Below are 26039 nucleotides of genomic sequence, written 5' to 3' on the forward strand. Positions count from 1 at the left end.
CCGATGGATCGGCGCGCTCGAGTCAGCGGCTCAGGAACTCGCGAATGGCTTGCGCGATCTCGGCGGCATGCGTCTCCAGCGCGAAGTGGCCGGTGTCGAGGAATTTGACGACGGCTTTTGGATTGTCGCGCTTGAACGCCTCGGCGCCCGGCGGCAGGAAGAACGGGTCGTTCTTGCCCCACACCGCGAGGAACGGCGGCTGGTGGGTACGGAAGTAAGTCTGGAAGGCCGGGTAGAGCGCGACGTTGCTCTTGTAGTCGCCGAACAGATCGAGCTGCACGTCGTGCGCGCCGGGCCGCGCCATGTAGTAGTTGTCGAGGTTCTGGCCGTCCGGCGACACCGCCGCCGGATCCGATGTGCCGTGGGTGTACTGCCAGCGCGTGGTGTCCGGCGTCAGGAAGGCGCGCAGCGCGTCGCGGTTCGCCGGCGAGGGGTCCTTCCAATAGGCCTTGATCGGGGTCCAGCCGTCGCTGAGACCTTCCTCATAGGCGTTGCCGTTTTGCGAGATGATCGCCGTGATCCGCGCCGGATGCTTGACCGCCAGGCGGAAGCCGGTCGGCGCGCCATAATCGAACACATAGACCGCGAAGCGATCGAAGCCGATCACCTCGGTAAAGCGATCGATGACGCCGGCGATGCTGTCGAAGGTGTAGTTGAACTTGTCGCGCGGCGGCATGTCCGACTGGCCGAAGCCGGGCAAATCCGGCGCCACGATGTGGAATTTGTCCGCGAGCTGCGGGATCAGATCGCGGAACATGTGGCCGGCGCTCGGGAAGCCGTGCAGCAGCAGCAGCTTTGGCGCGCCGGGCGAACCGGCTTCGCGATAGAAGATGTTAAAGCCGTCGACATCGGCGGTGCGGTATTTGACCTGAGACATCTGTCACTCCTTGTGGTCGTGCGTTGGTGAGTACTGAGACTTAGGATCTGATTTGCTTCGCGAGCCCGCTGATCGCTTCGGGACGCAGATAGAGCAGCAGGGCGCAGCACACGGTGGCAAAGCCCAGCAGCGGCATGAACGGGGCGATGGCGGCGCCGGCCGCGAACACCAGCACGGCGAGCAAGGTGCGGCGCTGCGTCCATGTCCGCACACGCTCGGAGATCAGGCTCTGGTCCGCCTGCGCCAGCACGGCCCGCTCGAAGGCGAGGTAGGCGAGGTCGATCAAGAGGAAGATCACCGCATAGACCACTACCGGCGCGGCGGCCATGTGCGATCGCGCGACCCACGCGGTGGCAAACGGCAGCAGCGAGACCGCGAACAGATGCACGAAGTTCAGCCAGATCAGCCGCGGCGTCGGCTGCCGCACCAGATGCAGCAGATGGTGATGATTGACCCAGATCACCGCGATGAACAGATAGCTTGCGGCGTAGCTGATTGCGGTCGGCCACAGCGGCAACAGGTCGGCGAATCGCGAGCCCTCCGGCGGCTTCAGCTCCAGCACCATCACCGTAATGATGACGGCGATCACCGCATCGGAAAACGCGCCGAGCCGGTCGGCCGAGAGACGTTTCTCCTGCATGGCAGCTCTCCTGTCCGAAATCGTGGGAAGAGGTCAGTGCTCTGTAACGTTCTCGACCGCTTCCCGGATGATGTCGGTGACGAGCTTCGGCGCGGTGACGATGGGGGCGTGATCGACGGGATGTGAACGCACGGTCGCCTGCATCCGCGCCGCCATGCCGCGCTGAGTCTCGGGTGCGATCATCCGGTCGTCCTCGGCGACCAGAAACCAGCTCGGGACGTCCTTCCACAGCGGGCGACCGACCGGCACGGTGATGCAGGCCGGCGAGATCGGCCGCTGCACCGCGGCGAGCACCGCGAGGTCCTCGGACCGCGCGCCTTGCGCGAACGCCGCTGCGAAAGCGGACTCCGGCAGCCAGATCAGGCCATTGGCGTCGGGCGCGAGCTTCGGCGCGAACGGATGCGGCGGCCGGCGGTAGAATACGTCGGCGACCGTCTCGCCTTCATCCGGCGCCAGCGCCGCGACATAGACCAGCGCCTTGACGCGCGGCGAGCGGGTCTCGGCAATCACGGCGCCGGCATAGGCATGACCAACCAGCACCACCGGGCCCGCGACGCGGTCCAGGGTGCTATTCAGCGCCGCGACGTCGTCGGCGAGCGAGGTGAGGGGCAGCGGCGCCGCCACCGCCATGATGCCCTCTGCATCGAGCGCCGTGATCACCCGCGCCCAGTTCGAGCCATCGGCCCACGCGCCATGCGCAAGCACCACCCTGACATCCTTGTTCGACATTATCCGCTCCCTCGTTTCAGGCCGATTCCGGCTGTAACCGCTAAAATACATTTTGATAGGTTACTACGCTTGTGATCCAATGTGCGTAACTTGTCAAATGGATTTTATAAGGTTACTACTGGCGCGACTGAGGAAGCCGCCAGGAGGGCGTCACCGTGCAATCCCATCCGCCCGCGATGTTCATCGCAGACAGCCTGGGCCTCGATTTCATCAATTCGATCGCGACCCCGGTCGATACGCCGGTCGACTGGATCGGCGACGGCGACGGCCTGTTGCGCTGGCTCGCGCAGGCGCAGCTGGTGCCGCCCGATGTGCTCGACGAGATCAAGGCGCACGCGACGCCTGGCGAGCTCGACGATGTCGCCGGTCAGGCCCGCGATCTGCGCGAATGGTTCCGCGGCTTCGTGCGCGAGCATATGGGCCGGCCGCTGGCGCCTCGCGCGCTCAAGGAGCTCGAGCCGCTGAACCGGCTGCTGGAAAGCGATCAGGCGTTCAGCAAGATCGTGGCGCATCGCCACAGGGACGGCGATGACGGCCATGACGGTTTCGCGCTGGAGCGGACGCGGCGCTGGCGCTCGGCCGAAACATTGCTGCTGCCGATCGGGGAAACGATGGCCAGGGTCGTCTGCGAGGAAAGCTTTTCCGACATCAAGGCGTGCGAGGGCCCGGCCTGCACGCTGATGTTCGCCGACCACACGCGGGCGCGTGCGCGCCGATGGTGCAGCATGGCGATCTGCGGCAACCGCGCCAAGCAGGCCGCGCACCGCAGCCGGATGAAGGAAAGGGGCTGAGACCAGCAAAAAGACCAACCAACGGAGGCCAACAAAATGGCGGCACTTCCCCTGATCGTGTTTGACGTCAACGAAACCCTGCTCGACCTCGAGACCATGGAGCCGGTGTTCGCGCGCATCTTCAACGACAAGAGCGCGATGCGGCTGTGGTTCGCCAACTTCATCATGTACTCGGCCTCGCTTACCGTCGCGGGGTGCTACGTGCCGTTCACCGATATCGGCGCCGCGGTCATGAAGATGCTGGCCGACACCCGCGGCATCAGGATCGACGATGCCGACAAGCAGGAGCTGACCGAGAAATTCTCCACCATGCCGCCGCACGGCGAAGTGCCCGGCGCGCTGCGCAAGCTGCGCGCCGCGGGTTTCCGTCTGTTCACGCTGACCGACAATCTGCTCGAAGTACAGACCCGGCAGCTGACCCATGGCGGCATCGTCGATCTGTTCGAGCGGCGCTTCTCCGCCGACGGCGTCAAGCACCACAAGCCGTCACGCCAGGCCTATGGCTATGTCGAGAAGGAGCTCGGGGCAAAGCCCTCGGAGTTCTGCCTGATCGCCTGCCACACCTGGGACACGCTGGGCGCGGTCGCGGCCGGCTGGGAGGCCACGCTGATCAGGCGTCCCGGCAACGATGTCCTCGGCGTCGGCCCGCAGCCGCAGGTCGTCGGCAATGATCTCGACGATGTCGCCGATCAGCTGATCCGCCGCTACGGCGCCAAAGGGTAACGGCACCTGACGGATTCCCGTGCGGAGGAGAGGGCAAAACGCCCCTCCAGGTCCGATCGCTCGGAAGCGCATAAAACCGGAATGAAATCCATAGCGGTTTTCAACCATGCCCCTTGAGCTTTCCTCAACTTCCGCGGCCGATGCTGCATCCGCCGCAGGGATCGAAGGAGCTCACAGCATGCCGGCCAAGGGACGAGCGACCGCGACCAACGCCACCGCGCAAGGGCGCGAGGACATCCTCAACGCGCGTGCCATCAGCACGCTGGGCGCCGGCGTCGTCAGCGCGATGAGCGCGGTCGGTGCCGCCGTCATCAAGAAGAACAAGCCGGCACTCGGCAAGAACGCGGACTGGTTCTGGCACATGTTCGCGAAATCCGAAGCCAGGGCCGCGCGCATCGCCGAGCAGGCCGCGCGCGAGCCGGAGGCCTGCGGCGATGCCACCTTCATCGAGGTCTATGCCGCGCAATTGCCGAAGCTGATGACAGCGGCGCTCGAGAGCCACGAGAAGGCACTCAAGGCGAAGTGATGCCGCATCCGGGAGTTCCGCGACGGTGCTTGTCCCGTTCTCGTTCCTCTTAACCTCTCAGATGCGCCAAGGCGGCAAGTAGCGGCGGCTCTCGCCGATCGGACGGTCTTGCGGATCAGGCGAAGCCGTCACCCGCCATCGCGCTGACCGGCCCTACGGCCCCGATCGGGCAGCCCGCCTGATCCGCGCACCAGCTTTTCTGCGATGGGGCATGGCGATTTGGCGCTGCTTGGCGTAAAGCACCCCAAATCGTCATGCGGCTGTGCCGCTTGCCGGGTACGCAGCTCCAGGTCGTCCCGCTCGACGTTCTGCGCCCGGACCAGTCAAGGTTTCCCATCTCGTGCCCTTTCCGACCACAAGTTCGCCGCTCGCCCGCGCCTTGGCTGAGCGCAACTACGATCAACCGACCCCTGTGCAGCTAGCCGTGCTCGCGGCCGACGCCGTCGACCGTGACCTCCTGGTTTCGGCCCAGACCGGCTCTGGCAAGACCGTTGCCTACGGCCTGGCGATGGCAAAGGACCTGCTCGACGGCGCCGAGCAGTTCGGGCCCGCGGCAGCGCCGCTCGCCCTGATCGTGGCGCCGACCCGCGAGCTCGCACTTCAGGTTCAGCGCGAGCTGGCCTGGCTCTACGGGCATGCCGGCGGGCGCGTCGTCTCCTGTGTCGGCGGCATGGATCCGCGGCGCGAGCAGCGCGAACTGGCGGCGGGCGCTCACATCGTCGTCGGCACGCCCGGCCGGCTCTGCGATCATTTGCGCCGTGGCCGTCTCGACATCTCCGAGCTCGCCGCCGTCGTGCTCGACGAGGCCGACGAGATGCTCAATCTCGGCTTTCGCGAGGATATGGAGTTCATTCTCGAGACCACGCCGGAGACGCGCCGCACGCTGCTGTTCTCGGCGACGTTTCCGCGCGGCATCGTCGCGCTGGCGAGGCAATATCAGCGCGACGCCTTCCGGATCGAGGTCGCCGGTGACGAAGGCGGTCACGCCGATATCGAGTATCGCGCGATCCGCATCGCGCCCGCCGACGTCGAGCACGCCGTCGTCAACGTGCTGCGCTTCTACGAGGCGCCGAGCGCGCTGGTGTTCTGCAGCACGCGCGATGCCGTCAGGCATTTGCAGGCGGCGCTGCTGGAGCGCGGCTTTTCGGTCGTCGCTCTCTCCGGCGAATTGACGCAGAACGAGCGCACCCTGGCACTCCAGTCGCTGCGCGACGGGCGCGCCCGCGTTTGCGTCGCGACCGACGTCGCCGCCCGCGGCATCGATCTGCCGAGCCTCGACCTCGTCATTCATGCCGATCTGCCCAACGACGCCGAGGTGATGCAGCATCGCTCCGGCCGCACCGGGCGCGCGGGCCGCAAGGGCACGAGCGTCCTCCTCGTGCCGCCCGCACGTCGGCGGCGCGCGGAGCTGCTGCTCAATGTCTCCGGCATCGATGCGGCCTGGGGCACCGCGCCGCAGGCGGAGGAAATCCGCAAGCTCGATCATGATCGCCTGCTGCAGGATGCAGTGTTCTCCGAAGAGGCGACATCAGACGATCTGGCGCTGGCGCAGGCTTTGCTCGCCGAACGCGCGCCCGATGCGATTGCCGCAGCGCTCGCCCGGCTCTACCGCGCGCGGCTGCCTGCGCCCGAAGACATTCTCGATCCCGGCGAGGGACGCGGTCGGGACCGCGACGATCGCCGCGGTGAGCGCGCCTCGCGCCGCGATGATCGTGCCGCCGGGCCGCGATCGAAGACCGGCAAGTCATCCGCGCGTCATGGCATGGAGGAGGCGACCGTCTGGTTCCGCGCCGCCATCGGACGACGCAAGAATGCGGAGGCGCGCTGGCTGTTGCCGATGATCTGCCGCCGCGGCGGCATCGACAAGCGCGACATCGGCGCCATCAAGATCATGGACACCACCACCGAGTTCGAGATTTCCGAGCGGGCCGCGGAGTCTTTTGCCGCCAAGATCAAGCGTCCGGACAAGGAAGACAGCATCCGCATCGAGCCGATGGCGGGCGCGCCGCAGGGAGAGGTGCGCGAGAAGCCGGCGCGCAAGCCCTGGCGCGACGACGACGGCGTCGGATACAGCGCGCCGCGCGCCGAGGGTGCAGGAAAGCGGCGCGGCACGTCGGACCGCGACGCCAGAGCATTTTCGAGCGAAGGCGCGAGCAGTTCGCGTCAGGAACACGCTTCAAAAAAGGAATCCAGGGACTCGTTCCGATCCGATCGGGACGGAAAAGGCTTCAGGCCGAAATCCGGCGACGAGCCGCGGTTCGGAAAGAAAAAGAAGCATCCAGGCAAGTCCAGCCACGCCGGACACACGCAGTGGCCGGACGTGTCGGCGAAGCCGAAGTTCGGCAAGAAGCCAAAGAAGAAGCGGCGGGGCTGAGGCGGCGTGCGTGTGTATCAGTCTCGCCGCTGCAACAAACTCAGTGTCGTCCCGGGCAAGCGCAGCGCGACCCGGGACCCATAACCACCGATGCTTGCTGCTGCGTAACGCTGGAGCCACAGCTCGTTTCGACAACGAAGCCCTGTGATTATGGGTCCCTGCTTTCGCAGGGACGACGATGTGGAGAGAGCTCCGCGTTCAACTCTATTGCGCGTGAAGCCCGGCATTTTGCAGCCGCTTGGCCCCTCACGCCACCAGCGCGATCTTCGGCACGGTTGCGAGCACCGACTGGTTGCGGCCGTTGGCCTTGGCGGCGTAGAGCGCCTTGTCGGCGGCCTCGATCAGATCGGACCATTGCTGGCCCGCGGTCGGCCGCATGCTGGCGACGCCGATGCTGACTGTTGTGATCAGTTCGCCCGCGCACCATTGCTGGACCTTGTGGCGGATGGTCTCGGCCAGGTTGAAGGCCTCGAGCGCGGTCATGTTCGGCAGCAATACGGCGAATTCCTCGCCGCCATAGCGCGCGGCGCAGTCGCCGGCGCGGCTCACGGAATCCGAAATGCAGATGGCGATGCCGACCAGCACCTGGTCGCCGGCCTGATGGCCGAACGTGTCGTTGTAGGCCTTGAAATGATCGGCATCGATCATCAGGAGCGCGACCGGCTGGCCGTAACGGCCGGCACGGCGCCATTCGCGCTCGATCTCGCCGTCGAACTTGCGCCGGTTCTTCAGGCCGGTGAGGGCGTCGGTGGTCGCCATCTCCTCGAGCTTGTCCTCGGCGTCGGCGCGGCGGACGATCTCGCGGGCGAGCACCAGCGTTGCGCTGAGCACGAACAGGATCAGAAACGCCATGATCGCGCCGATGCGAATGGCCTCGGTGCGCCAGAGGTTGAAAACGGCTTCGAGCGGCTTGCCGACCACCACGTAAAGCGGCCCGGAGCTGCTGCGCCTGACATAGAGCCGCGGTATGTCGTCGACCGGGCCCTTGCCTGAGAAGGCGCGGCCCGCCTTCAGGTTCTCGGCCTTCCAGTCCAGCTGCTCCGCGAGGTTCGTGCCGATGATGTCGAGATCGAACGGTCGCCGCATGATGATGGTGCGGTCGCGCCTGAGCACGGTGATGGTGTCTTCAGGGTTCAGGTTCAGCCGCTCGAACAATTCGTGGAAATAGCTGAAGCGGATCGAGCCGGCGACGACGCCGAGGAAGCCGCCGTCGGTATCGCTGATGCGCCGGCTCAGCACGATGGAATAGGCGCCGCGGAACAGCATCGGGCGGCTGATGAAGAGCCCGGCTCCGGGATTGTCGCGGTGGACCGTGAAATAGTCCTCCTCGCTCCGGTTCTCCGGCCGCGGATCGAGGCTCGCCGCGTCGATGGTCAAATTGCCCTTGGTGTCGAACACCTGGATCGCACCGAAATGTTTTGCGGTCGCGGCGTGATCGAACAGGATCAGCTGGCGCAGTTCCTTGCTGATATTGCGGATCTCCGGCATCTCGAGATTGCTGGCGACCGCGCGCAGCGACAGGTCGTAGAGCTCGATGTTGCGGCTGATATCGGCCTCGATGCCCGACGCCAGATTCTCCAGGGTGCGGCGGGCCAGTTGCTCCTCGCCGCGGCGCATGTCGAACATCACGCCGGCGCAGACCGCGGAAAAGCCGAGGACGGTCGCAACCGACGCCGCGATCAGCAGCTTTGCCGATAGCCGCCAGCGCCGCCTTGCGTCGTTTCCCCGTCGAAATGACATGTCCCGCTCCAATGCGTCGTCATGCAACGGGAAATCTTGTTGTCGCCTTAAATGGCGACAGCGGCCGCCGAATGGGTTAACGGGTGGTTGCCGGACTTTTGTCATCGAGGACGTTGTGAACGACTACGACGCATTGCGGGATTATCTGAAGAAGCAGCATCTGCCTGAATTCGTGCTGACCTTCGAGGAGATCGAGGCGATCATCGATGCGGCACTGCCGCGCGCCGCGCACCGGGCCTCGTGGTGGGAGACGTTGCGCAGCCCGCAGGAGAGGATGCCGCAGCGCGAGGCCTGCCTCGAGGCCGGCTACATCGCCACCCGCCAGGCCGACGGCAAGAGCGTCAAGTTCAAGCGAATGCCCAACCGTCGTCCCGGCGAACGCCGGGACCCATAACCACAGGGCGTTGTCGTTACGAAGGCAACTGGCCCCAGCGCGTCATGGATGGGCCTCGGCGAATGGGTCCCTGTGTCTTGGAAGTCTGTCATGATGGGTTGGGCGGGAAGCCGTTGGGTCCTTGGCGCTTGACGCCGTGAGCCGGCTCGGCCTCCCGCCCGTTCCATTACCAACCTGAACAGTTGCACGAGGCTGCGCCAACAGACCTCGCATCACAGGGACAGGCACCGTGATCATACCCCCTCGTTATGTCGGAATCGACGTCTCCAAGAAGCATCTCGATATCTTTGATGAAGCTGACGGCGTGTCCAGGCGCATCGCCAACGCGGCACAGGCCATCACACAGCAGGTGGCGCGTTGGCGATGCGATGCGCTGGTCGTCTTCGAGGCCACGGGCGCCTATGACCTCGCGCTTCGCGAGGCCCTAAGCCAGGCCGGTGTCCGCTTCGCTCGGATCAATCCGGCTCGAGCTCGCGATTTTGCGCGGGCCAGCGGCCAACTTGCCAAAACCGATCCGATCGATGCACGGATGCTGGCGGCCTTTGGCCGGGTCATGCAGCCGGCAACCGAGCGGGCCGCCAATCCCGCCCGCAACGCTTTGGCAGGGCTTGCAAAACGGCGGGACCAACTGGTTCTCATGCGCGCGCAGGAGAAGAACCGGCGCAGCGAGGCCGACGACCGCGCCATGGCCGAACGGATCAGTCGGCTCATTGAGGTTCTCGACGGCGAGATCGCCGAGATCGAGGCCGATATCAACGCATTGACCAAGGCCGAGCCGGAGATCGCGGACGATGCGCGGTTGATGCGCTCACTGCCGGGCGTGGGTCCCGTGGCTTGCATGCAGCTGATCGCGAAGATGCCGGAACTTGGACATGTTGGAGCGAAGCAGATCGCCGCGCTCGCGGGCCTTGCCCCCTTCAACGTCGACAGCGGCGCCTTCCGTGGAAAACGCAAGATCGCCGGCGGCCGAAAGCGCGTTCGTGACGCCCTCTATATGGCGGCTCTGAACGCGGTTCGTCGGGCCGATCCATTCAAGGCCTTCTACGCGCGGCTGCGACAGGTCGGCAAACCAGCCAAGCTCGCTCTCATTGCCGTTGCCAGGAAGCTCCTAACGGTCCTCAACGCCATGATGCGCGACAGAAAGCCCTACCTGCAGACCAAGCCGACATAACAGTTGCCGGCTCAAGGCCGGGACGACAAGAGCTAGCTCGCGGCTTCCAGCCGTTCCTCGGTGAGGAGCCGGGTCGCCGCATCGGCGTCCATCGGCTCGCCGAAGGCAAAACCTTGCGCGTATTCGCAGCCCATCTGGTAGAGCTCGACCGCATCGGAATCGGTCTCGGCGCCCTCCGCCACCACGTCCATGCCGAGATCATGCGCGAGTGCGATGATCGACTTCAGGATCACCGGGCGGGTGCCGCGGCTGGTGGTGCGAACGAAGGACTGGTCGATCTTGATGGTGTCGAACGGGAAACGCTGGAGATAGGCCAGCGAAGAATGGCCGGTGCCGAAATCGTCGAGCGACAGCCCGGTGCCGAGCTCGCGGATCCGCGTCAGCATCTGCGCCGCGTGCTCCGGATTCTCCATCACCAGCGATTCCGTCAGTTCGAGCTTGAGCGTGCCGCGCGCCACCGAGGAGCGCGACAGCACGGTGCGGATGTCGTGGATCAGATCGTGGCGCAGCAATTGCCGCGAGGAGACGTTGACGGAGGCGAAGATCGGGTCGCGCGAGCGCATCGCGCGCTGCCACACCGAGAGCTGCTTTGCGGTCTGGTCGAGCACGAACATGCCGAGGTCGACGATCAGCCCGGTCTCTTCGGCGATGGTGATGAATTCCGACGGCGCCATGCGGCCGAGCTTCGGGTGATCCCAGCGCGCCAGGGCCTCGAAGCCGGCGATCGAACGATCCTCCAGCCGCACGATCGGCTGGTACAGGATGGTGATCTCCTGCCGCTCGATGGCGCGGCGCAATTCGCTCTCCAGCGTCAGCCGGTCGGTCTTTCGCGCACGCATGGCGGGCTTGTAGACGTCGATGCGGTCGCCGCCGATGCGCTTGGAGTGGTACATCGCCAGCTCGGCGTCCTTGATGATCTCGTCCGTGAGCTGCGTCTGCGGATCGGACAAGGCGAGGCCGATCGAGGCCGTGAGGAAGATCTCGCGGTCGTTGAAGGCGATCGGCGCGCGGATGGTCTTGCGGATGGTCTCGGCGAAGGCGGTGATGCGGGCCGGGTCCTGTTCCGAGAGCAGGATCAGGCCGAACTGGTCGCCGGCCAGTCGCGCCAGCGTGTCCTGCGGCTTCAGGATGCGGGTGAGGCGGCGGGCGAGGGTGAGCAGGATGGAATCGCCGACCGCGATGCCGACGGAATCGTTGACCTGCTTGAAGCGGTCGAGATCGATCACCATCAGCGTCGGCCGCAGCGTCGGCATGGTCTTGGCGAAGTTGGCGACAGCACCCAGCCGGTCCATGAACAGCTTGCGGTTGGGCAGGCCGGTGAGGTTGTCGTGCACGGAGTCATGAAGCATCCGCTCTTCGGAGTTCTTGAACTCGGTGACGTCGGTGAGCGTGCCGACGACGCGCGAGACCTCGCCGTCGGAGCCGACCACCGGACGGGCCTTCAGCGCGAACCACATGAAATGACCGTCCGGCGTGCGCAGGCGGAAATCCTGCACCAGCCGGCCGCGGCGCTGGTCGAGCACGCTGTCGAGCGCGGCGCGGAACCGGTCCTGGTCGAGCGGATGCAGCACTTCGAGCCAGGACGCCGCGGGCCCTTCCAGCGTGCCGCGCTTGAGCCCGAGCAGGGCCTCGGTCTCGGGGCTGGTGAACACCTTGTCGGCGGACACGTCCCAGTCCCAGATCAGATCGCCGGAGCCGGCGAGCGCCAGCGCCCGCCGCTCGATGTCGGAGACGATGCCGGTGGTGGCGCCGCCGCCGGCGAAGGCGTGCTGCATCACCGTGAATCCGATCAGCATCACGATCAGCACGAGGCCGCCGAGCAGGGCTGGGCCGACGATGTCGTTGGTGACGGAGCCCGCGACGGTCATGCCGGCCGCGACCACCCAGACCACCAGCAGGAACCAGGTCGGGATCAACAGCACCGCGCGGTCGAAGCCGTGGGTGGAGAGATAGACGATCAGCGCAAAGCCGGCGAAGGCGATCAGCACCAGCGAGATGCGCGCGATGCCGGAGGCCACCGCCGGATCGAACAGCGCCAGCGCCACCAGAGAGCCGAGGAAGGCGAGCCAGCCGATCGTGATGTGGGAATAGCGCACGTGCCAGCGGCTGAGATTGAGGTACGCGAACAGGAACACCAGCAGCGTTGCCGCGAGGATGGCCTCGCCCGCCGCGCGCCAGATGCGCTCGGCGTTGTTCGACATGTCGAGCACCTTGCCCCAGAAGCCGAAATCGACGCCGATATAGACCAGCACCGCCCAGGCCAGCGCCGCGGCCGCCGGGAACATGATGCTGCCCTTGACGACGAACAGGATGGTCAGCACCAGCGCAAGCAGGCCGGAAATGCCGATCACGATGCCCTGGTAGAGCGTGAAGGAATTGACCTTGTCCTTGTAGGATTCCGGCTCCCACAGATAGAGCTGCGGCAGCTTGTCGGTGCGCAGCTCCGCGACGAAGGTGACGACGGCGCCGGGGTCGAGCGTGATGCGGAACACGTCGGCGGTGGCGCTTTCCTGACGTTCCGGGCGGTCGCCGATCGAGGGCGTGATGGTCGCGATGCGTGACAGGCCGAGGTCGGGCCACAGCAGCCCCGAGGAGACGATGCGATAATGCGGGGCGACGATCAGGCGGTCGAGCTGGTCGTCGGTGTTGTTGGCGAGCGCGAACACCACCCAGTTCTGCCCGCCTTCGCGGGCGCGCACCTCGATGCGGCGGACGATGCCGTCGGTGCCGGGCGCGGTGGAGACCTGGATGCGATCGGCATCGCTGCGCTGATGCTCGAGAACCGCCGTCAAATCGATCGCCGGCGCATCGCTGCGCACGCTGACCGCGTCGATCGCATACGCGGCAGGCGCGGCGGCAAACATCATGAGGCCCAGCGCGAGCAGCGCAAGGCACCTGATCAGACGCAATGTCAGTACTCCGCGATCGACAAACTGACCGGGCCCGGCGACCGGCCCGGCGGTGGCGCGATAAATGACACGAAAGCGAAGGGAATCAAAGGGTTTCCGCCCCTGCTTCCGGCGCGAGGGTTAAACCGCCAACACAATTTTGCCAATATGTGCGCTGGTTTCCATGCGCCGGTGGGCATCCGCCGCCTTTTCCAGCGGGAAAGCGCTGTCCATGACCGGCTTGATGCGGCCTTCGCGCAAAAGCGGCATCACTTTCGCCTCGATCGCGGCCACCATCGCCGCCTTGTCCGCATTAGTACGGGGACGCAGCGTCGAGCCGGTATGGGTCAGGCGCTTGACCATCACCTTGGCAAAATTGGCCGTGGCCTTCGGTGCTCCCGACAGGAACGCGATCTGGACGATGCGGCCATCGACCGCCGCGGCATCATAGTTGCGATCGACATAGTCGCCGGCGACCATGTCGAGGATGACATCGGCGCCGTTGCCGCCGGTGGCCTTCTTCACCGCCTCGACGAAATCCTCGGTCTTGTAATTCACCGCGTGATCGGCGCCGAGCTTGAGGCAGGCATCGGCCTTGTCCTGCGAGCCGACGGTGACGATCACCTTGGCGCCGAACGCCTTGGCGAGCTGGATCGCCATCGTGCCGATGCCGGACGAGCCGCCGTGGATCAGCAGCGTCTCCCCGGCCTGGAGCGCGCCGCGCTCGAACACGTTGTGCCAGACCGTCATCAGGGTTTCCGGCAGCGCGCCGGCTTCCTTGATCGACAAGGCCGGCGGCACGCTCATCGCCTGGGCATCCTGGGCGATGCAGTACTGCGCATAGCCGCCGCCGGCGACCAGCGACATCACCTTGTCGCCGACCTTGTGCCGCCTTCGCCGACCGCCACCACTTCGCCCGCAATCTCGAGGCCCGGCAGGTCGCTGGCGCCGGGCGGCGGCGGATACGCGCCGGAGCGCTGCGCGACGTCAGGCCGGTTCACGCCCGCGGCCTCGACCTTGACCAGAATCTCGCCGGCCTTCGGCACCGGCACCGCGCGGGTCTCCGGCACCAGCACCTCAGGGCCACCCGGCTTGCTGATGGCAACGACGGTCATTTGCGCGGGCAGATTTGGCATGGCTGGTCCCTGGTCAATGGAGAGGATTGGCGGATGGCATACCGCCTTTTCCACCGAAGCGAAACGCCATTAAGCCCCGAACCGCGCCGCGAGCTGACCGGCTCTCTCAGGCGTGATCTTCTCGACCAGCGGCCCGAGCCTTGCGACCGGCGTGCCCGCGCCACGATCGAGCAGCGGAAGGAGTGGGCCAGTGGGCCAGTGCGGTACGGCATCGCTCTGACCGAGCGCGCCGAGCACGCGCGCCGCGAGGTGAGGCACGATGCTCCACGCCAGCGTGGCGCTGAGCGCGACGAGTCTGAGTCCGACGCGGGTGATGACCGCCGCGCGGACCGGATCGGACTTGATGGCGGTCCAGGGTGCCGTGTGTTGCAGATAAGCGTTCGCGGTGTCCCAGATCGCGCGGGTCGCGGCCGCAGCGGCGCGAAACTCCAGCGCCGTGTGATGGCGGTGCAGCGCTGCGATGCGCAGCTCCAGTTCAAGCGCGAGTTGTCGCTCGGCATCGCCGGGAGCGCCACCATCCGGGATGCGGCCGTCGAAGGCGCGATGCGCGAAGCTGATGATGCGGTTGGCGAGATTGCCGAAGATGTCGGCGAGATCCTTGTTCACATCGGCAACGAACCGGGTGACGCTGAAATCTGTGTCGGCGCTCTCCGGCGCGTTGGCGATCAGCCACCAGCGCCAGAGATCGGCCGGCAATTCCTCCAGCGCCGCATCGGTGAAGATGCCGCGCTTCCTGCTGGTCGAGAACTTGCCGCCCTCGTAATTCAGCCAATGGAATCCCTTGATCACATCGGCGGTCTTCCACGGTTCGCCGGAGCCGATCAGCGTCGCCGGAAAGCTCACGGTGTGGAACGGGATGTTGTCCTTGCCGAGAAACTGGATGTAGCTGACGTCATCGGCCTGCCACCACCATTGCCGCCAGTCGCGGCCAGGCGCGGCGTCGGCCCATTCCTGTGTCGCCGCGATGTAGCCGATCGGCGCGTCGAACCAGACATAGAACACCTTGCCGTCGAAGCCGTCGCGCGGCACCGCGATGCCCCAGGCGAGATCGCGGGTGATGCAGCGGTCGCGCAGCTCCGCATTGAGCCAGCCCTTCGCGGTCGACACCACGAAGGGCGGCCACCCGGTGCGGCTGTCGATCCATGCGCCGATGCTGTCGACCAGCTGCGACTGGCGCAGACAAAGATGACGGCTGTCGCGGATCTCGAGCGCGCGGTCGCCTGATAGCGCCGAGCGGGGATCGATGAGGTCCGGCGGGTCGAGCAGCGTGCCGCAATGGTCGCATTGATCGCCGCGCGCGCCGGCGTCGCCGCAATGCGGACAGGTGCCGAGCACGTAGCGGTCGGGCAGGAAGCGCCGGTCGGCGGGCGAGAACACCTGTCGCGAGGTGCGTGCTTCGATCAGCCCGGCGTCATCGAGCCGGCGATAGAAGTGCTGCGTCAGCGCATGGTTGTGCGACGAGCTGGTGCGGCCGAAATGATCGAAGGACAGGCCGAAACGCCGGTAGATGTCGGCCTGGACGGCGTGCTGCGCGGCGCAGAATGCGCGGACATCCTGTCCGGCCTCGATGGCGCCGAGCTCGGCCGGTGTGCCGTGCTCGTCGGTCGCGCAGATGAAGAGCACGTCGCAGCCGGTCTGGCGGCGGAAGCGGGCGTGGACGTCGGCGGGCAGCAGCGAGCCGACGAGGTTGCCGAGATGCTTGACGCCGTTGACGTAGGGCAGCGCGCTGGTGATGAGAATCCTGGTCATGGGTGCAGTCTTTCACGTTCGGTGATGCCGATCCCGGACAATCAAAAATCAAAAAGCCCTCCCGCATGATCGGAAGGGCTTGGGGTCGGCTCATGCCTCGCGCGCAGGCGCGCAACTATCCCGTCCGGTCAGACTCCTTGCGGTCGGGCCGGGGCATTCGCGTCAGATGTTGCGCGCACACGAAAGTCACTGCAAAATTCTCCTCTGGACGGATATCTATCATCGCTGGGCGCAGGGCGCCAGATCAGCATCGCGGGGAAGACACATGCCGATTGAGGATGAGGACCGGCCGCGGAAGAAAATCAGCCACGAGATCGGACAGGATCTCTCGCTGCTGTCGGTCGAGGAATTGACCGAGCGCATCGCGCTGCTCAACGCCGAAGTCGATCGCCTGAAAGAAGCGATGACGAAGAAGCGCGCGTCGAAGGACGCCGCCAACGCGTTCTTCAAGTCGTAGGTCGCCACATCACTCGGTCCTCGTAGCCCGGATGGAGCGAAGCGCAATCCGGGGCCGCGCTATCCGCGGATGGACCGTTCCCGGATTTCGCTGCGCTCCATCCGGAGCTACGCTGCTCTACCTCCCCTTGAAAAGGGGAGGTCGCTTTGCTCACCAGAGCAAAGCGGGTGGGGATCAGCTCTCTCCAAATACGCCGTCGCTTGCGGTTGACCTCCATCCGACCTTCCCCCTTTTCAGGGGGAAGAAGAGGCCTGTCCCAAACTAGGTCAATGGCCGACATGGCAAACAAAGCGTCAAGAAATCCGTTCATTTACGATCGGTTAAGCTTTCTCGATTATGACTGCACTGTCCTCGTTTGGACACCGAGTGGCTCCTGTCCACTCTGTTTGACGCCTCCCTGTTATCAACTTTCAAAGCCGCCGGAAACGGCGGCTCTTTTTTGTGCGGTCCTATCGGCTGGAAACCATAAATCCGGTTGCGGCTGGACTCTTCGGCGCGCCCGCGCAATGATTTGTTCATCATAAGCCGGCGCGTCAGATGCCAGCGGGCGTTACGGTGGTGTGAGGGCGTTTACCATGGCCGATCGTTCCCAGAGCGAAGCCGGGCTTGTACTGTTCAGTGAACGGCTGACCAATTCTGCGGCGTTCGGCGCTCTGTTCCGTGAAGGCATGGACCTCGTCGAAGAGACCGCCGCCTATCTCGACGGCGCCGGCCGCGTCGAGGCCAAGGCACTCGATCGCGCCGTCAGCCTCACCTATGCGACCGAGAGCATGCGCCTCACCACGCGCCTGATGCAGCTTGCTTCCTGGCTGCTGCTGCATCGCGCAGTGAAGGAGGGCGAGATGACGCTGAGCCAGGCCAACCGCGAGAAGACCAAGGTCAAGCTCACCGCGGCCGATCCCGGCCCGGCCGACATGGTGACCAAGCTGCCCGAGCAATTGCAGCAGCTGATCGCCCGTTCGATGGATCTGCAGGCGCGCGTCCGCCGCCTCGACACCACGATCCATGCGCCGGCGCCGGATCGCTCGACCATCGGCAACCCGCTGGTGCCGCAGCTCAACCGCCTCAAGGCGGCGTTCGAGCAGTAATCCGGACAGCAAATCAGTGTGACGCGTCCGCGCGGCGTGGCTTGGTCCGCCGCGGCGACGTGTGCTGATCCATCACGCGCCGCAGCCTGATCGCGGCTGCCTCCAGCTCCTCCGGTTCGAAGCCGCCGAAGCCGAGCATCAGGCCAGGCTGCGCCGCTGCCTTATACATCGTCGAAATCGGCCTCACGACGATGCCTGCGGAAAGCGCTGCCTTTGCCAGTTGCACATCATCGAAGCGCTCTGGTAGCCACAACAGCAGATGCATGCCCTGGTCGCTCGGCTGCAGCGTGACGTCGTCGGGCATGTGACGCGTCAGCGCCGCGATCAGCGTCGCACGCCGTGCGGCATAGACGCCGCGAATGCGCCTGATATGCGCCTCGAACAGCCCCTCGCGCATATAGGCCGCCAGCACGTGCTGATCGGCGGTCGGCGAATGCCGGTCGAGCAGCCCGCGCGCGCCGGCGAAGGCGTCGATCAGCGGCGCGGGCGCCACGACGTAGCCAAGCCGCAGCGAGGGGAACAGCACCTTGCTCAGCGTGCCGAGATAAATCACCCGCGATGGGGCGAGGCCTTGCATCGACGGGAAGGGATGCCCGGCATAGCGCAGCTCGCTGTCGTAATCGTCCTCGACGATCCAGGCATTGCTTCGTTGCGCCCACGCCACCAGCGCATTGCGGCGGGCCATGCTCATCGGCATGCCCAGCGGATATTGATGCGACGGCGTCACGAAAGCTGCGCGTGCGTGCGGGCACGCGGCGATCGCGGCATCGACGTCGATGCCCTGCGCATCGACCAATACGCGCGTGGTGACGAGATCGAGCTCGTCGAGCACGGCGGTCATGCCGGGATAGGCGGGATCCTCGGCCCAGACGCGATCGCCTGACGACAGCAGCACACGGCCGGCAAGATAGAGGCCTTGCTGCGTGCCGGCCGTGATCACGACCTGCTCGGGCTCGCAATGCACCGCGCGGGATTTGCGCACATAGTCGGCGATCGCCTGCCGCAGCTCCGTCAAGCCGCGCGGATCGCCATAGCTCGCAGGCGCCGCCGCGCGCGATGCGCGCACGCGGTTGCCGAGGCGGCGCCAATGGTCGTCGGGCGCGACCGCGCCGCCGGGGACCGCGATCGCAAACGGGACTTCCGGCATCGGCGTGAAGGCCGCCGCCACTTTGGCAAGCCGCGCCGCGCGCGGCGGCAACCGGATCGGCGCTGATTTGTTCGGCTTGCGATGGACCACGACGGGCCGAGCCTGTTCGGCAAGCGTCGGCGCGACGCGGGTGCCGGCACCGACCTGCGATTCCAGATAGCCCTCGGCCAGCAACTGCTCGAAGGCTTCCGTGACCGTGCCGCGCGCAACGCCGAGCGAGGCCGACAGCGCGCGCGTCGACGGCAGCAATTCCCCGGCCTTCAGTTCGCCGCTCGCAATCGCGGCGCGCAGGGCCTGCGCGATCTGGCGCCCGACCTGTCCGGCGGCGCGGTCGACGGCCCGGAGCGAAGGGATGCTGATGGTGGCGCGCAGGCGGGGCATAGTGGACCAATCAAGATGATCGAAAGTGGCTCTTATCATAGGCCACTTCAGCGCTATGGTGCGAGCAGCAATTGATGAGGTCCACCAGAGGTCTACCATGTACCTGCCGCCGCATTTCAGGATGGATGAGCTCGGTCCGGTCCACGCCGCTATGCGGGCGTCGCGGCTCGCGACGCTGGTCACCGCAACCGCCGACGGCCTGATCGGCACGCCGCTGCCGCTGATCCTCAATGAGAACGAGGGCGACTACGGCACGCTGTACGGTCACGTCGCGCGGCCCAATCCGCAGTGGAAGCTGCCCGCGATCGGCGAGGCGATGGCGATCTTCAGCGGTCCCGACGCCTATGTGACACCGTCCTGGTACGCGACCAAGGCCGAGCACGGCAAGGTGGTGCCGACCTGGAATTACGTCGCTGTCCACGCCTATGGCGCGGCCGAGTTCTTCGAGGATGCCGACCGTCTGCTCGACGTCGTGACCCGGTTGACCGAGCTGCACGAGAATGCGCGTCCGGAAGTCTGGCAGGTCAGCGACGCGCCTGATGATTTCATCAAGGCGCAGCTGCGCGGGATCGTCGGCTTCCGGATGCCGATCACGCGGATCGACGCCAAGAAGAAGATGAGCCAGAACCGCAAGCTCGAGGATCGCGCCAGCGTCATCGCAGGGCTTGAGGCAAGCGACAATCCCCATGACCGCGAGGTCGCCGCGATGATCCCGGCGAGTTGAGACGAAAGCGCCCGATGGAATTGTACCTCGCCTTCGCGATCACGACCGCGACCTTCGCGCTGATCCCGGGTCCCGCCATGCTGTACGCCGCGGCGCGCACGCTGGCGGGCGGCCGGCGCGCGGGGCTGATGGCCTCGCTCGGGCTGCATCTCGGCGGCTATGTCCATGTCGTCGCCGCGGCGGCCGGCCTCGCTCTGCTGTTTCATGCGGTGCCGCCGTTGTTTATGGCAATGAAGCTTGCCGGTGCGGCCTACCTGGTCTGGCTCGGGCTGTCGCTGTTCCGCGACCGCGACACTGCAAAGCGCCCCACACTTGCCCCGCTCTCCGCGGAGCGCGCCTTCGCGCAAAGCATCGTCGTCGAGGTGCTCAATCCGAAGACGGCGATCTTCTTCCTCGCGTTCCTGCCGCAATTCGTCGATGCGTCGGCCAGCCTGCCGGTCTGGGCCCAGCTGTTTCTGCTCGGCACAACAGTCAACTTGACCTTCTCCGCGGTCGACATCGTCTGCGTGTTCTTCGCCAGCGCCGTGATGTCGAGGCTGCAGCGCTCGAAGACGTCGCAGCGCATCATGCAGCGGATCGGCGGCAGCATCATGGTCGCGCTCGGTGCGCGGCTAGCCTTCCAGGATCGCTAGAAGCAGTCATGTCCACCAGCAGTGATGGTGCGGATCAACGCTTCGTCAAGCTGCGCGACGAGCTGCTTCTGCAATGGTGCGACCGGTCAATTTCTGCGCGAGGCTTCAGTCGTGTCTGACGTCATGGACGTGCCGGATGATCGCGGTGGTCGTGGCGGCGCAAGATCGTGGATAAAATCTCTCAGTGCGTCGGTGTCGAACGGCTTGCGGAGGATCCTTAGACTTGGCGGAGCCGCTTTTGCGGCATCGCTGTAACCGGTTGTAAGGGCGATGCGCAAACCGGGGTATCGCGACCTGACTTCTCTCGCGAGCCCGACGCCATCGATGGTCCCAGGCATGACGATATCGCTGAAGACGAGATCGATCTTTGTACCGGCTTCGAGCAATTTCAGCGCCGCTTCGGCCGAATCTCGATAGATCGTGTCATAGCCCAGATGCTCGAACAGCGAAGATGTCACATCCGCCACCTCGGGGCTGTCGTCGACAACGAGAACCGTCTGCCGCTGCGGCTGCCTTGCTCTTGTTCTGGCGGCGGCCAGCTCTTTGCTGGTGATTTGCTCGTCTGCGCAGGACGGCAAGTAGATTGTAATCGTTGTTCCCTGTCCAACCTTGCTGTCCGCCGTCACCGTGCCGCCGGCCTGGTGCGCGAAACCATAGACTTGGGACAAGCCGAGCCCGGTACCCTTGCCGACCTCTTTGGTCGTGAAAAACGGATCGAACATCTTGGACAGCAGGTTTGGCGGAATACCGGTGCCGGTATCGCCAAGCGCTATCGCAAAGAAAGCCTTTGCGCGGCGATCGCCGCCGGTTTCCTGGTTCGCGGTCACCGCATGGACGGATAAGGTGAACGTGCCGCCGCTTGGCATTGCATCGCGCGCATTAACGGCGATGTTGACGATCGCAAGTTCCAGCTCGGCGAGGTCCACCTTGACCGACGCGACACCCTCGCCGACGTTCTCATTGTACACGATGTTCCCGCGCAGCGAGCTCTCGATCATGGTCCGCATGTTCTTGATGGACGCATTCAGATCGACGACCGTCGGGCTGAGATGCTGATGGCGAGAGAATGTCAACAATTGGCGTGTGAGGCTTTCGCCTCGTTTGGCCGCGGTCTGTATGGCTTCAATTGCCTTGGGCAGTTTTGGATCAAGCAGGCGAGTGAAAATCTGGGCACTGCCTCCGATGATCATCAATAGATTGTTGAAGTCGTGTGCAATTCCGCCGGTCAGCTTGCCGATTGCCTCCATCTTCTGCGACATCGCGAGCTGTTCGCGCGCCTGAACCAGCTTCTCCTCTGCGTCGCGTCGCTCGGTTGCGTCCCGCAGAATGCTGATGAAGCCGATCAGATTTCCTGAGTCATCATGGCTCGACGAGACCGAGCCCGTGATGAAGAACGGCGTACCATTCTTTCTGATGCGCCAACCCTCGACGTCGTACTTGCCTCTTTCGATTGCCGTCTCCAGCGCGTGTGTTGGCGAACCCGCGCGGCGTTCATCCGGCCGATAAAATATTCCAAAATGCTTGCCGATGATTTCTTCCGAGGTGTAGCCGATGATTTTTTGAGCGGTGCTATTCCAACTCGTAACGTGTCCTTCTCTATCAAGCGCAAAAATCGCATAGTCGACGACGCCTTCGATAAGGGTTTGGAAGTGCCGTCTGATGCTGTCGAGCGCCAAGGCGTTCCGTTCAAGTTGACCGTTCAGTTGGTCCTGCACGGAAAGCAGATGGGCTTCCGTGGTCTGACGCGTGGCAATTGCCGCAGCCAGGGCAAGAGGGGGCGCCGATACGCTGATCGAAAGCACGAGCAGCGACAACAACGCTCCGTTCGGATCCGTTTTCGGAAATGGATCATGACCGAACGCGAACCCCCAGACTGCCATTCCGGTGAAAATGAGCGCAGCCGTAGCCGCGGTGCATCGATTGCCGCGCAGACCGGTCCAGATCAACGGGAGCAAAGCCAGAAAGCCCAGCAGGCTGCGATGCGGCAACGGCACGTTGAGATCGTCGCTGACGAGGTCACTGCCGATGAGCGGGCTGTAGGCCACGATCCCAATGAGACCAGCGAGAGCGATAACTGCGATCGATTCCAACAGATCCCACCTGGAGGAAATCCGTAAGGACATCATCGCCCAGAGCACGATGACCGGAGCAATCAGCAGGGTCGCGGCTGCGTCGGCAAGCCACCAGGTCAGCCCGGCGGCGATGGAATCGGGAAAGCTCGGTTCGTTGACGAAGATGAATCCGGCCAAAGCGGTGAATGAACCGATCATCGCGGTCGGCGCAAAGGAAATGCCTGCAAACTTTGCGACACCGGATGGCGTGGCAAACGTCTGGCGTCCGTTCGACCAGCGTCCGATCAGCCATGTTCCGGCCAATGCAGCAAGGAGGCAGCCGATCCCGGCGGCGACAAACTCCAGGAGCGATCGGTCGGTCATCAGGTAAGGCGCGACAGCGCCCACCAGGATCGCGGGCCAGATCCGGTAGCCACGCAGCAGCATGAGCGCGAGCGCAGCCCCGGTTGGCGGCCACAGCGGTGTCGCGGCTGGATTGATAGCGGGAAGGAAATGTGTGGAGGCCGCAAGGCTCCCGTAGATCGCGGTGACGATAAAAACTTCGACCGAGTAGGTCACAGCGCTCCGAGCATCGCCAAAAGCGAAAATCCCGGCCTTATCGAACCTTGCCCGTTCCATCACAAGCCTTTGCGGTGGGCACCTCAAAAATGCGGTAGGGAACGACCTGGCACCCGGTTCCATGTCACCCGAAGGAGGGCGATCGTATTTTCTCCAAGTCGATGACCCTGCCAAACACTCAACGCAGTTTTGACCAAAGCATGGCCGCTGGATCGAGAGTAGGGGGCGCCGGCAACTTCTGAACAAGAGACCATGGGGCAGAACCGTTGACCTAACGGCGTGGGCCTGCAAAATCGATCCGATCCCACCGCGTGTCGGTGTCGTTCAAGTAACCGCTTCGGGTCAAAAGGCGAATATCGGCAAGAGCCGTTCGAGCTCGGCTTTGGGCCGGGAGCAGACGCCGGAAAGGTGCGAGCGGTCGGCGTTCTCTCGCCGCCATGTCGATGTCGATCGTGAGACACTGGGAGATTTATCGTCAACCCTAGGTAGCAAAACTCGGGCTATATGGTACCGTGCCCTCGTCGGGACGGCATTTCCGTCCCGGATTTGGGAGGGCTATGTCATGAGATTGCCGTCGAGCCTTGTCGCGCCTTCAGCCGTCGCCGTGTTGTCAACTGTCTGGCTGTGCGGCCCGGCAGCGTCGCAAACAGACCCAGCCAAGCCGCTTCCTTCCATCACGGTCGAGGCGCCGAAGCCGGTGGCAAGGCCAAATCGTGCGACACAGGTGGTGACCACGGGGGTATCTCACCGGAGATCGAGAACTACCCAGACGTCGTCGTCAACCGCTCGAGCGCCGTCGCCGGCGCCGGATTCCGTGCTGGGCAGGATTGCCGCGCTGGAGAAAGTCGCGAGCAATTGCAACGGTGGCTGCGAATCGAGCCTCCCGCATGGCAAGGACCCTTGGGTCGGGTGCAGCGAGTCGGCGGGCGGACAAACATACGGACCGTTCTCGTCGACGTGCCGAGACAACCTCACCTACAAATCCTACGTCGATTGCGTCGAAACCAAATGGTTCCTGGGCGAGTACCGAAACAGGGCCTGGTGGCTTTGCAGCAGCCTGCAGGCCGCGGGGAAGTTTAAGGTCGCCGAACTCAAGCGACCGAAGCGTCCGCGCTAGGTTCGCCGTTGGAATCCGCGCGACGGCGCGAGCTACCATTTCCTGTTCGTGATTGAGCCGTCGTGGCGGGTCCCGGAAGCGGGCTATCCGCAGCGATTCCCGCAAGGCGGCTACGCCTTTGTTTCTTCCGGCCTCGGTAGAGGGGAGACGCGCTTGGCAAACTCGCGTCCCGGATAGTGCTGGCCGCAATAGGCGACGAGTTCGTCGATAAAGGATTTGGCATAAGGGGCCAGAAAGCGCTGCGGATCCCAAGCCACGGCAGTCCATCGCCCGATCGAGGCGCCCCTGTGAATCAGCGGAAAGGCGCGGACGCCCGCGGACGGGATCTGGACATTCGACGGCACGATGGCGACATCGTTGCCGCCTTTTGCCAGCGCGAGCAGGGTGTGAGGCGCTGCGCTTTCGAGGATCACACGTGGCCTGATGTGTGCGACGTTGCAGGCGGCATCGAACCAGCCGCGAGATGCGAAGTCCCGCCGCAGGAGCAGCAATGACTCTTCGGCGAGTTCGGCAATCTCCAGCTTCCGCCTGCTTGCGAAGCCATGCCGCGGCGAAACCGCAGCAAGCATATGCACGGGAGCCAGCAACCGGCGGTGATAGCCGTCTTCGGCGGCTGGAATGATCGCGAGATGAACGTCGCCGCGCTGCAGACGATCCGGAACGCGGGCACCACCATCCTCGATCAAATCGATGACCACGGAGGGGTGCTTGCGCCGGAACATGGGGAGGAAATTGGCGAGCACCGTTTCCATATGTTGGGTGCTGCAGCCGACGCGCAGCGCGCCGGCCTTGCCGGTTCTCAGCGCGCGGGCACGCTCGCCGAACGATTCGGCATCCTGCAGGAGACGGCGGCCGCGTCGTAGCAGATCCTCGCCTTCTGAAGTTAGTTTGATCCCGCGGCCGACGCGATCGAACAACGGAATCCCGAGTTCGTCCTCGAGCGCCTGGATCTGGCGAGAGGCCGCCGGCTGGCTCAGACGCAGCTGTTGGTGAGCGGCGGCAAAGCCGCCTGCCTCGGCCACGACGACGAAGGTGCGCAGCTGTCGAAGGTCCATTTTTAATGCGCCACTTGCATGAATAGATGAATAATAAATGCATTAGACACATTGAGCAAGCCGCGACATTCTTAAGCCGCCCACCCGACATTTGTCCAAAGGGGAATCGCGATGTTTGACACCGAGCGTTTCGTTGCCGACTGCCGCGCAGCGTTCGCGGCGGACCCGTCGCACCGAGCCATTCACGAGATCGTTGCCCGCGCGATGTCTGAACCGGCCGCGGTATTCAAGGGACTCGGCGAGCCGCAGCGTCCCGAAAGCCGCGCGCTCTTCCATTCCGAGACGCTGACCATTCTCAACGTGGTGTGGCCCCCAAGCTATATCGTGCCACCTCACGACCATCACATGTGGGCCGTGATCGGCGTTTATGCGGGCCGTGAGGACAACGTCTTCTGGCGGCGCATTCCGGGCGAGCCGAACAGGATCGAGGCTGCCGGCGCCAGGGCCTTGTGCGTGCGCGATACCGTGCCGCTCGGCACCGACATCATCCATTCGGTCATCAATCCAATCGACCGGCTGAGCGGCGCAATCCACGTCTATGGCGGCGATTTTTTCGCCACAGAACGGAGCAAATGGGATTCGTTGACGCTTGAAGAGGGCCGCTCCGACCGCGAAGAAGCGCGCCGCGACTTCGAGCGGGCTAGCGCGCGTTACGAAGCAAGTTTGCGCGAAGCCGCCGGCTGACCGCAACGGGCTTAAAGAAGTCGCCCCATCCATGCTTCCTCGCAGAAGAAGTGGACGCACGGGACAAGCCGTGCATGGCGAATCCATGACTGAATTAGCCCGTTCATGCGGTGCGCGATCAATCCTGTTGCGTCGGGTGCGACAAAACAACTCGACGGGCAACTCAGTAAAACCTGTCAATCCTCGCGCGCGAAAATATTTCGCTTTATCCGAAGGATAACCCAGTGTATAGAAACACCCGTCTCACCCGATCGAGGGGCGCTGCGCATCGTCACGGTGTTTGCGGACGCCGAGTGTGCAACTGACGAGTGCGCATGCGGCGGACGGTGAAATCGTGCAGGCCTGACGCCCTAGCGGTAGGTGTCCTTTCGCAAAGTGCGCAAGCG

The 26039-nt window shown here is 64.7% G+C and carries 20 protein-coding genes and 1 pseudogene; 11 read left to right on the forward strand and 10 right to left on the reverse strand.

Translation table 11 applies throughout. The features are described from left to right. Window positions 1-22 precede the first annotated feature (22 nt). From RX327_RS04810 to RX327_RS04820, 3 genes are read right to left on the reverse strand one after another with little or no spacing between them, the layout of a single operon-like run. The gene (locus tag RX327_RS04810; RefSeq protein WP_050382276.1) at window positions 23-877 is read right to left on the reverse strand and encodes an alpha/beta fold hydrolase; all 855 of its coding nucleotides are present in this window, start codon (window positions 875-877) and stop codon (window positions 23-25) included. A 40-nt stretch (window positions 878-917) separates the two neighbouring features. Beyond that, window positions 918-1517: a TMEM175 family protein gene (locus tag RX327_RS04815; RefSeq protein WP_028333685.1), complete on the reverse strand. Its 600-nt coding sequence runs from the start codon at window positions 1515-1517 to the stop codon at window positions 918-920. A 33-nt stretch (window positions 1518-1550) separates the two neighbouring features. After that, window positions 1551-2246, reverse strand: coding sequence for an alpha/beta fold hydrolase (locus tag RX327_RS04820; protein ID WP_050382272.1), 696 nt, complete (start codon window positions 2244-2246; stop codon window positions 1551-1553). A 176-nt stretch (window positions 2247-2422) separates the two neighbouring features. Here RX327_RS04820 and RX327_RS04825 point away from each other — a divergent pair, with 176 nt between their 5' ends. The 4 genes from RX327_RS04825 (at window position 2423) to RX327_RS04840 (ending at window position 6660) form a co-directional block, all read left to right on the forward strand. After that, entirely contained in the window at window positions 2423-3037 is a 615-nt protein-coding gene (locus tag RX327_RS04825; RefSeq protein WP_050382270.1) for a CGNR zinc finger domain-containing protein, read from the forward strand. 36 nt (window positions 3038-3073) lie between these two features. Next, window positions 3074-3760: a haloacid dehalogenase type II gene (locus RX327_RS04830; RefSeq protein ID WP_050382268.1), complete on the forward strand. Its 687-nt coding sequence runs from the start codon at window positions 3074-3076 to the stop codon at window positions 3758-3760. Between the two features lie 178 nt (window positions 3761-3938). After that, window positions 3939-4286, forward strand: a complete 348-nt coding sequence (locus tag RX327_RS04835) for a hypothetical protein (RefSeq protein WP_050382266.1) — start codon at window positions 3939-3941, stop codon at window positions 4284-4286. 340 nt (window positions 4287-4626) lie between these two features. Next, window positions 4627-6660: a DEAD/DEAH box helicase gene (locus RX327_RS04840; RefSeq protein WP_317249635.1), complete on the forward strand. Its 2034-nt coding sequence runs from the start codon at window positions 4627-4629 to the stop codon at window positions 6658-6660. Between the two features lie 246 nt (window positions 6661-6906). Here the strand turns inward: RX327_RS04840 and RX327_RS04845 are convergent, their stop codons facing one another. Continuing rightward, complete coding sequence (locus tag RX327_RS04845; RefSeq protein ID WP_317249636.1) at window positions 6907-8400, reverse strand: sensor domain-containing diguanylate cyclase; 1494 nt, start codon at window positions 8398-8400, stop codon at window positions 6907-6909. A gap of 115 nt (window positions 8401-8515) precedes the next feature. Between RX327_RS04845 and RX327_RS04850 the strand changes: the two genes are divergently transcribed. Both RX327_RS04850 and RX327_RS04855 read left to right on the forward strand, forming a co-directional pair. Continuing rightward, window positions 8516-8794 carry a hypothetical protein gene (locus RX327_RS04850; protein WP_028333678.1) on the forward strand — a complete coding sequence of 93 codons (279 nt, stop codon included), beginning with the start codon at window positions 8516-8518 and terminating at the stop codon, window positions 8792-8794. Between the two features lie 229 nt (window positions 8795-9023). Continuing rightward, complete coding sequence (locus RX327_RS04855; RefSeq protein ID WP_283089494.1) at window positions 9024-9965, forward strand: IS110 family transposase; 942 nt, start codon at window positions 9024-9026, stop codon at window positions 9963-9965. A gap of 32 nt (window positions 9966-9997) precedes the next feature. Here RX327_RS04855 and RX327_RS04860 read toward each other — a convergent pair whose 3' ends face one another. The 3 genes and pseudogenes from RX327_RS04860 to metG all read right to left on the reverse strand — a co-directional run bounded on the left by RX327_RS04860 (window position 9998) and on the right by metG (window position 15738). Continuing rightward, window positions 9998-12874 (reverse strand): EAL domain-containing protein, encoded by a 2877-nt coding sequence (locus RX327_RS04860; protein ID WP_317249637.1) that lies wholly within the window; start codon window positions 12872-12874, stop codon window positions 9998-10000. Between the two features lie 120 nt (window positions 12875-12994). Further along, window positions 12995-13989: pseudogene (locus tag RX327_RS04865) on the reverse strand (NAD(P)H-quinone oxidoreductase). A gap of 69 nt (window positions 13990-14058) precedes the next feature. Then, window positions 14059-15738, reverse strand: coding sequence for a methionine--tRNA ligase (gene metG / locus RX327_RS04870; protein ID WP_050386300.1), 1680 nt, complete (start codon window positions 15736-15738; stop codon window positions 14059-14061). Between the two features lie 265 nt (window positions 15739-16003). Between metG and RX327_RS04875 the strand changes: the two genes are divergently transcribed. Further along, the gene (locus RX327_RS04875) at window positions 16004-16195 is read left to right on the forward strand and encodes a DUF1192 domain-containing protein (RefSeq protein WP_016845225.1); all 192 of its coding nucleotides are present in this window, start codon (window positions 16004-16006) and stop codon (window positions 16193-16195) included. A gap of 575 nt (window positions 16196-16770) precedes the next feature. Next, complete coding sequence (locus tag RX327_RS04880) at window positions 16771-17283, forward strand: DUF1465 family protein (protein WP_317249638.1); 513 nt, start codon at window positions 16771-16773, stop codon at window positions 17281-17283. A gap of 13 nt (window positions 17284-17296) precedes the next feature. Here RX327_RS04880 and RX327_RS04885 read toward each other — a convergent pair whose 3' ends face one another. Beyond that, on the reverse strand, window positions 17297-18811 hold the full coding sequence (locus tag RX327_RS04885; protein WP_050386301.1) for a PLP-dependent aminotransferase family protein: 1515 nt from the start codon (window positions 18809-18811) through the stop codon (window positions 17297-17299). 97 nt (window positions 18812-18908) lie between these two features. On the opposite strand from RX327_RS04885, the gene RX327_RS04890 reads away from it, so the two are divergent. Beyond that, window positions 18909-19535 (forward strand): FMN-binding negative transcriptional regulator, encoded by a 627-nt coding sequence (locus RX327_RS04890; protein ID WP_317249639.1) that lies wholly within the window; start codon window positions 18909-18911, stop codon window positions 19533-19535. A gap of 14 nt (window positions 19536-19549) precedes the next feature. Next, the gene (locus tag RX327_RS04895) at window positions 19550-20167 is read left to right on the forward strand and encodes a LysE family translocator (RefSeq protein ID WP_050386303.1); all 618 of its coding nucleotides are present in this window, start codon (window positions 19550-19552) and stop codon (window positions 20165-20167) included. A gap of 86 nt (window positions 20168-20253) precedes the next feature. On the opposite strand, the gene RX327_RS04900 is transcribed toward RX327_RS04895, so the two are convergent. Next, window positions 20254-22857: an MASE1 domain-containing protein gene (locus RX327_RS04900; protein ID WP_050386304.1), complete on the reverse strand. Its 2604-nt coding sequence runs from the start codon at window positions 22855-22857 to the stop codon at window positions 20254-20256. Between the two features lie 1167 nt (window positions 22858-24024). Further along, complete coding sequence (locus RX327_RS04905) at window positions 24025-24936, reverse strand: LysR family transcriptional regulator (RefSeq protein WP_160321801.1); 912 nt, start codon at window positions 24934-24936, stop codon at window positions 24025-24027. 144 nt (window positions 24937-25080) lie between these two features. On the opposite strand from RX327_RS04905, the gene RX327_RS04910 reads away from it, so the two are divergent. Further along, window positions 25081-25653, forward strand: a complete 573-nt coding sequence (locus tag RX327_RS04910) for a hypothetical protein (RefSeq protein ID WP_028333669.1) — start codon at window positions 25081-25083, stop codon at window positions 25651-25653. Window positions 25654-26039: the final 386 nt, after the last annotated feature.

This window comes from Bradyrhizobium sp. BEA-2-5 (assembly GCF_032918025.1).
In the GTDB taxonomy this organism is placed as follows: Bacteria; Pseudomonadota; Alphaproteobacteria; order Rhizobiales; family Xanthobacteraceae; genus Bradyrhizobium; species Bradyrhizobium pachyrhizi.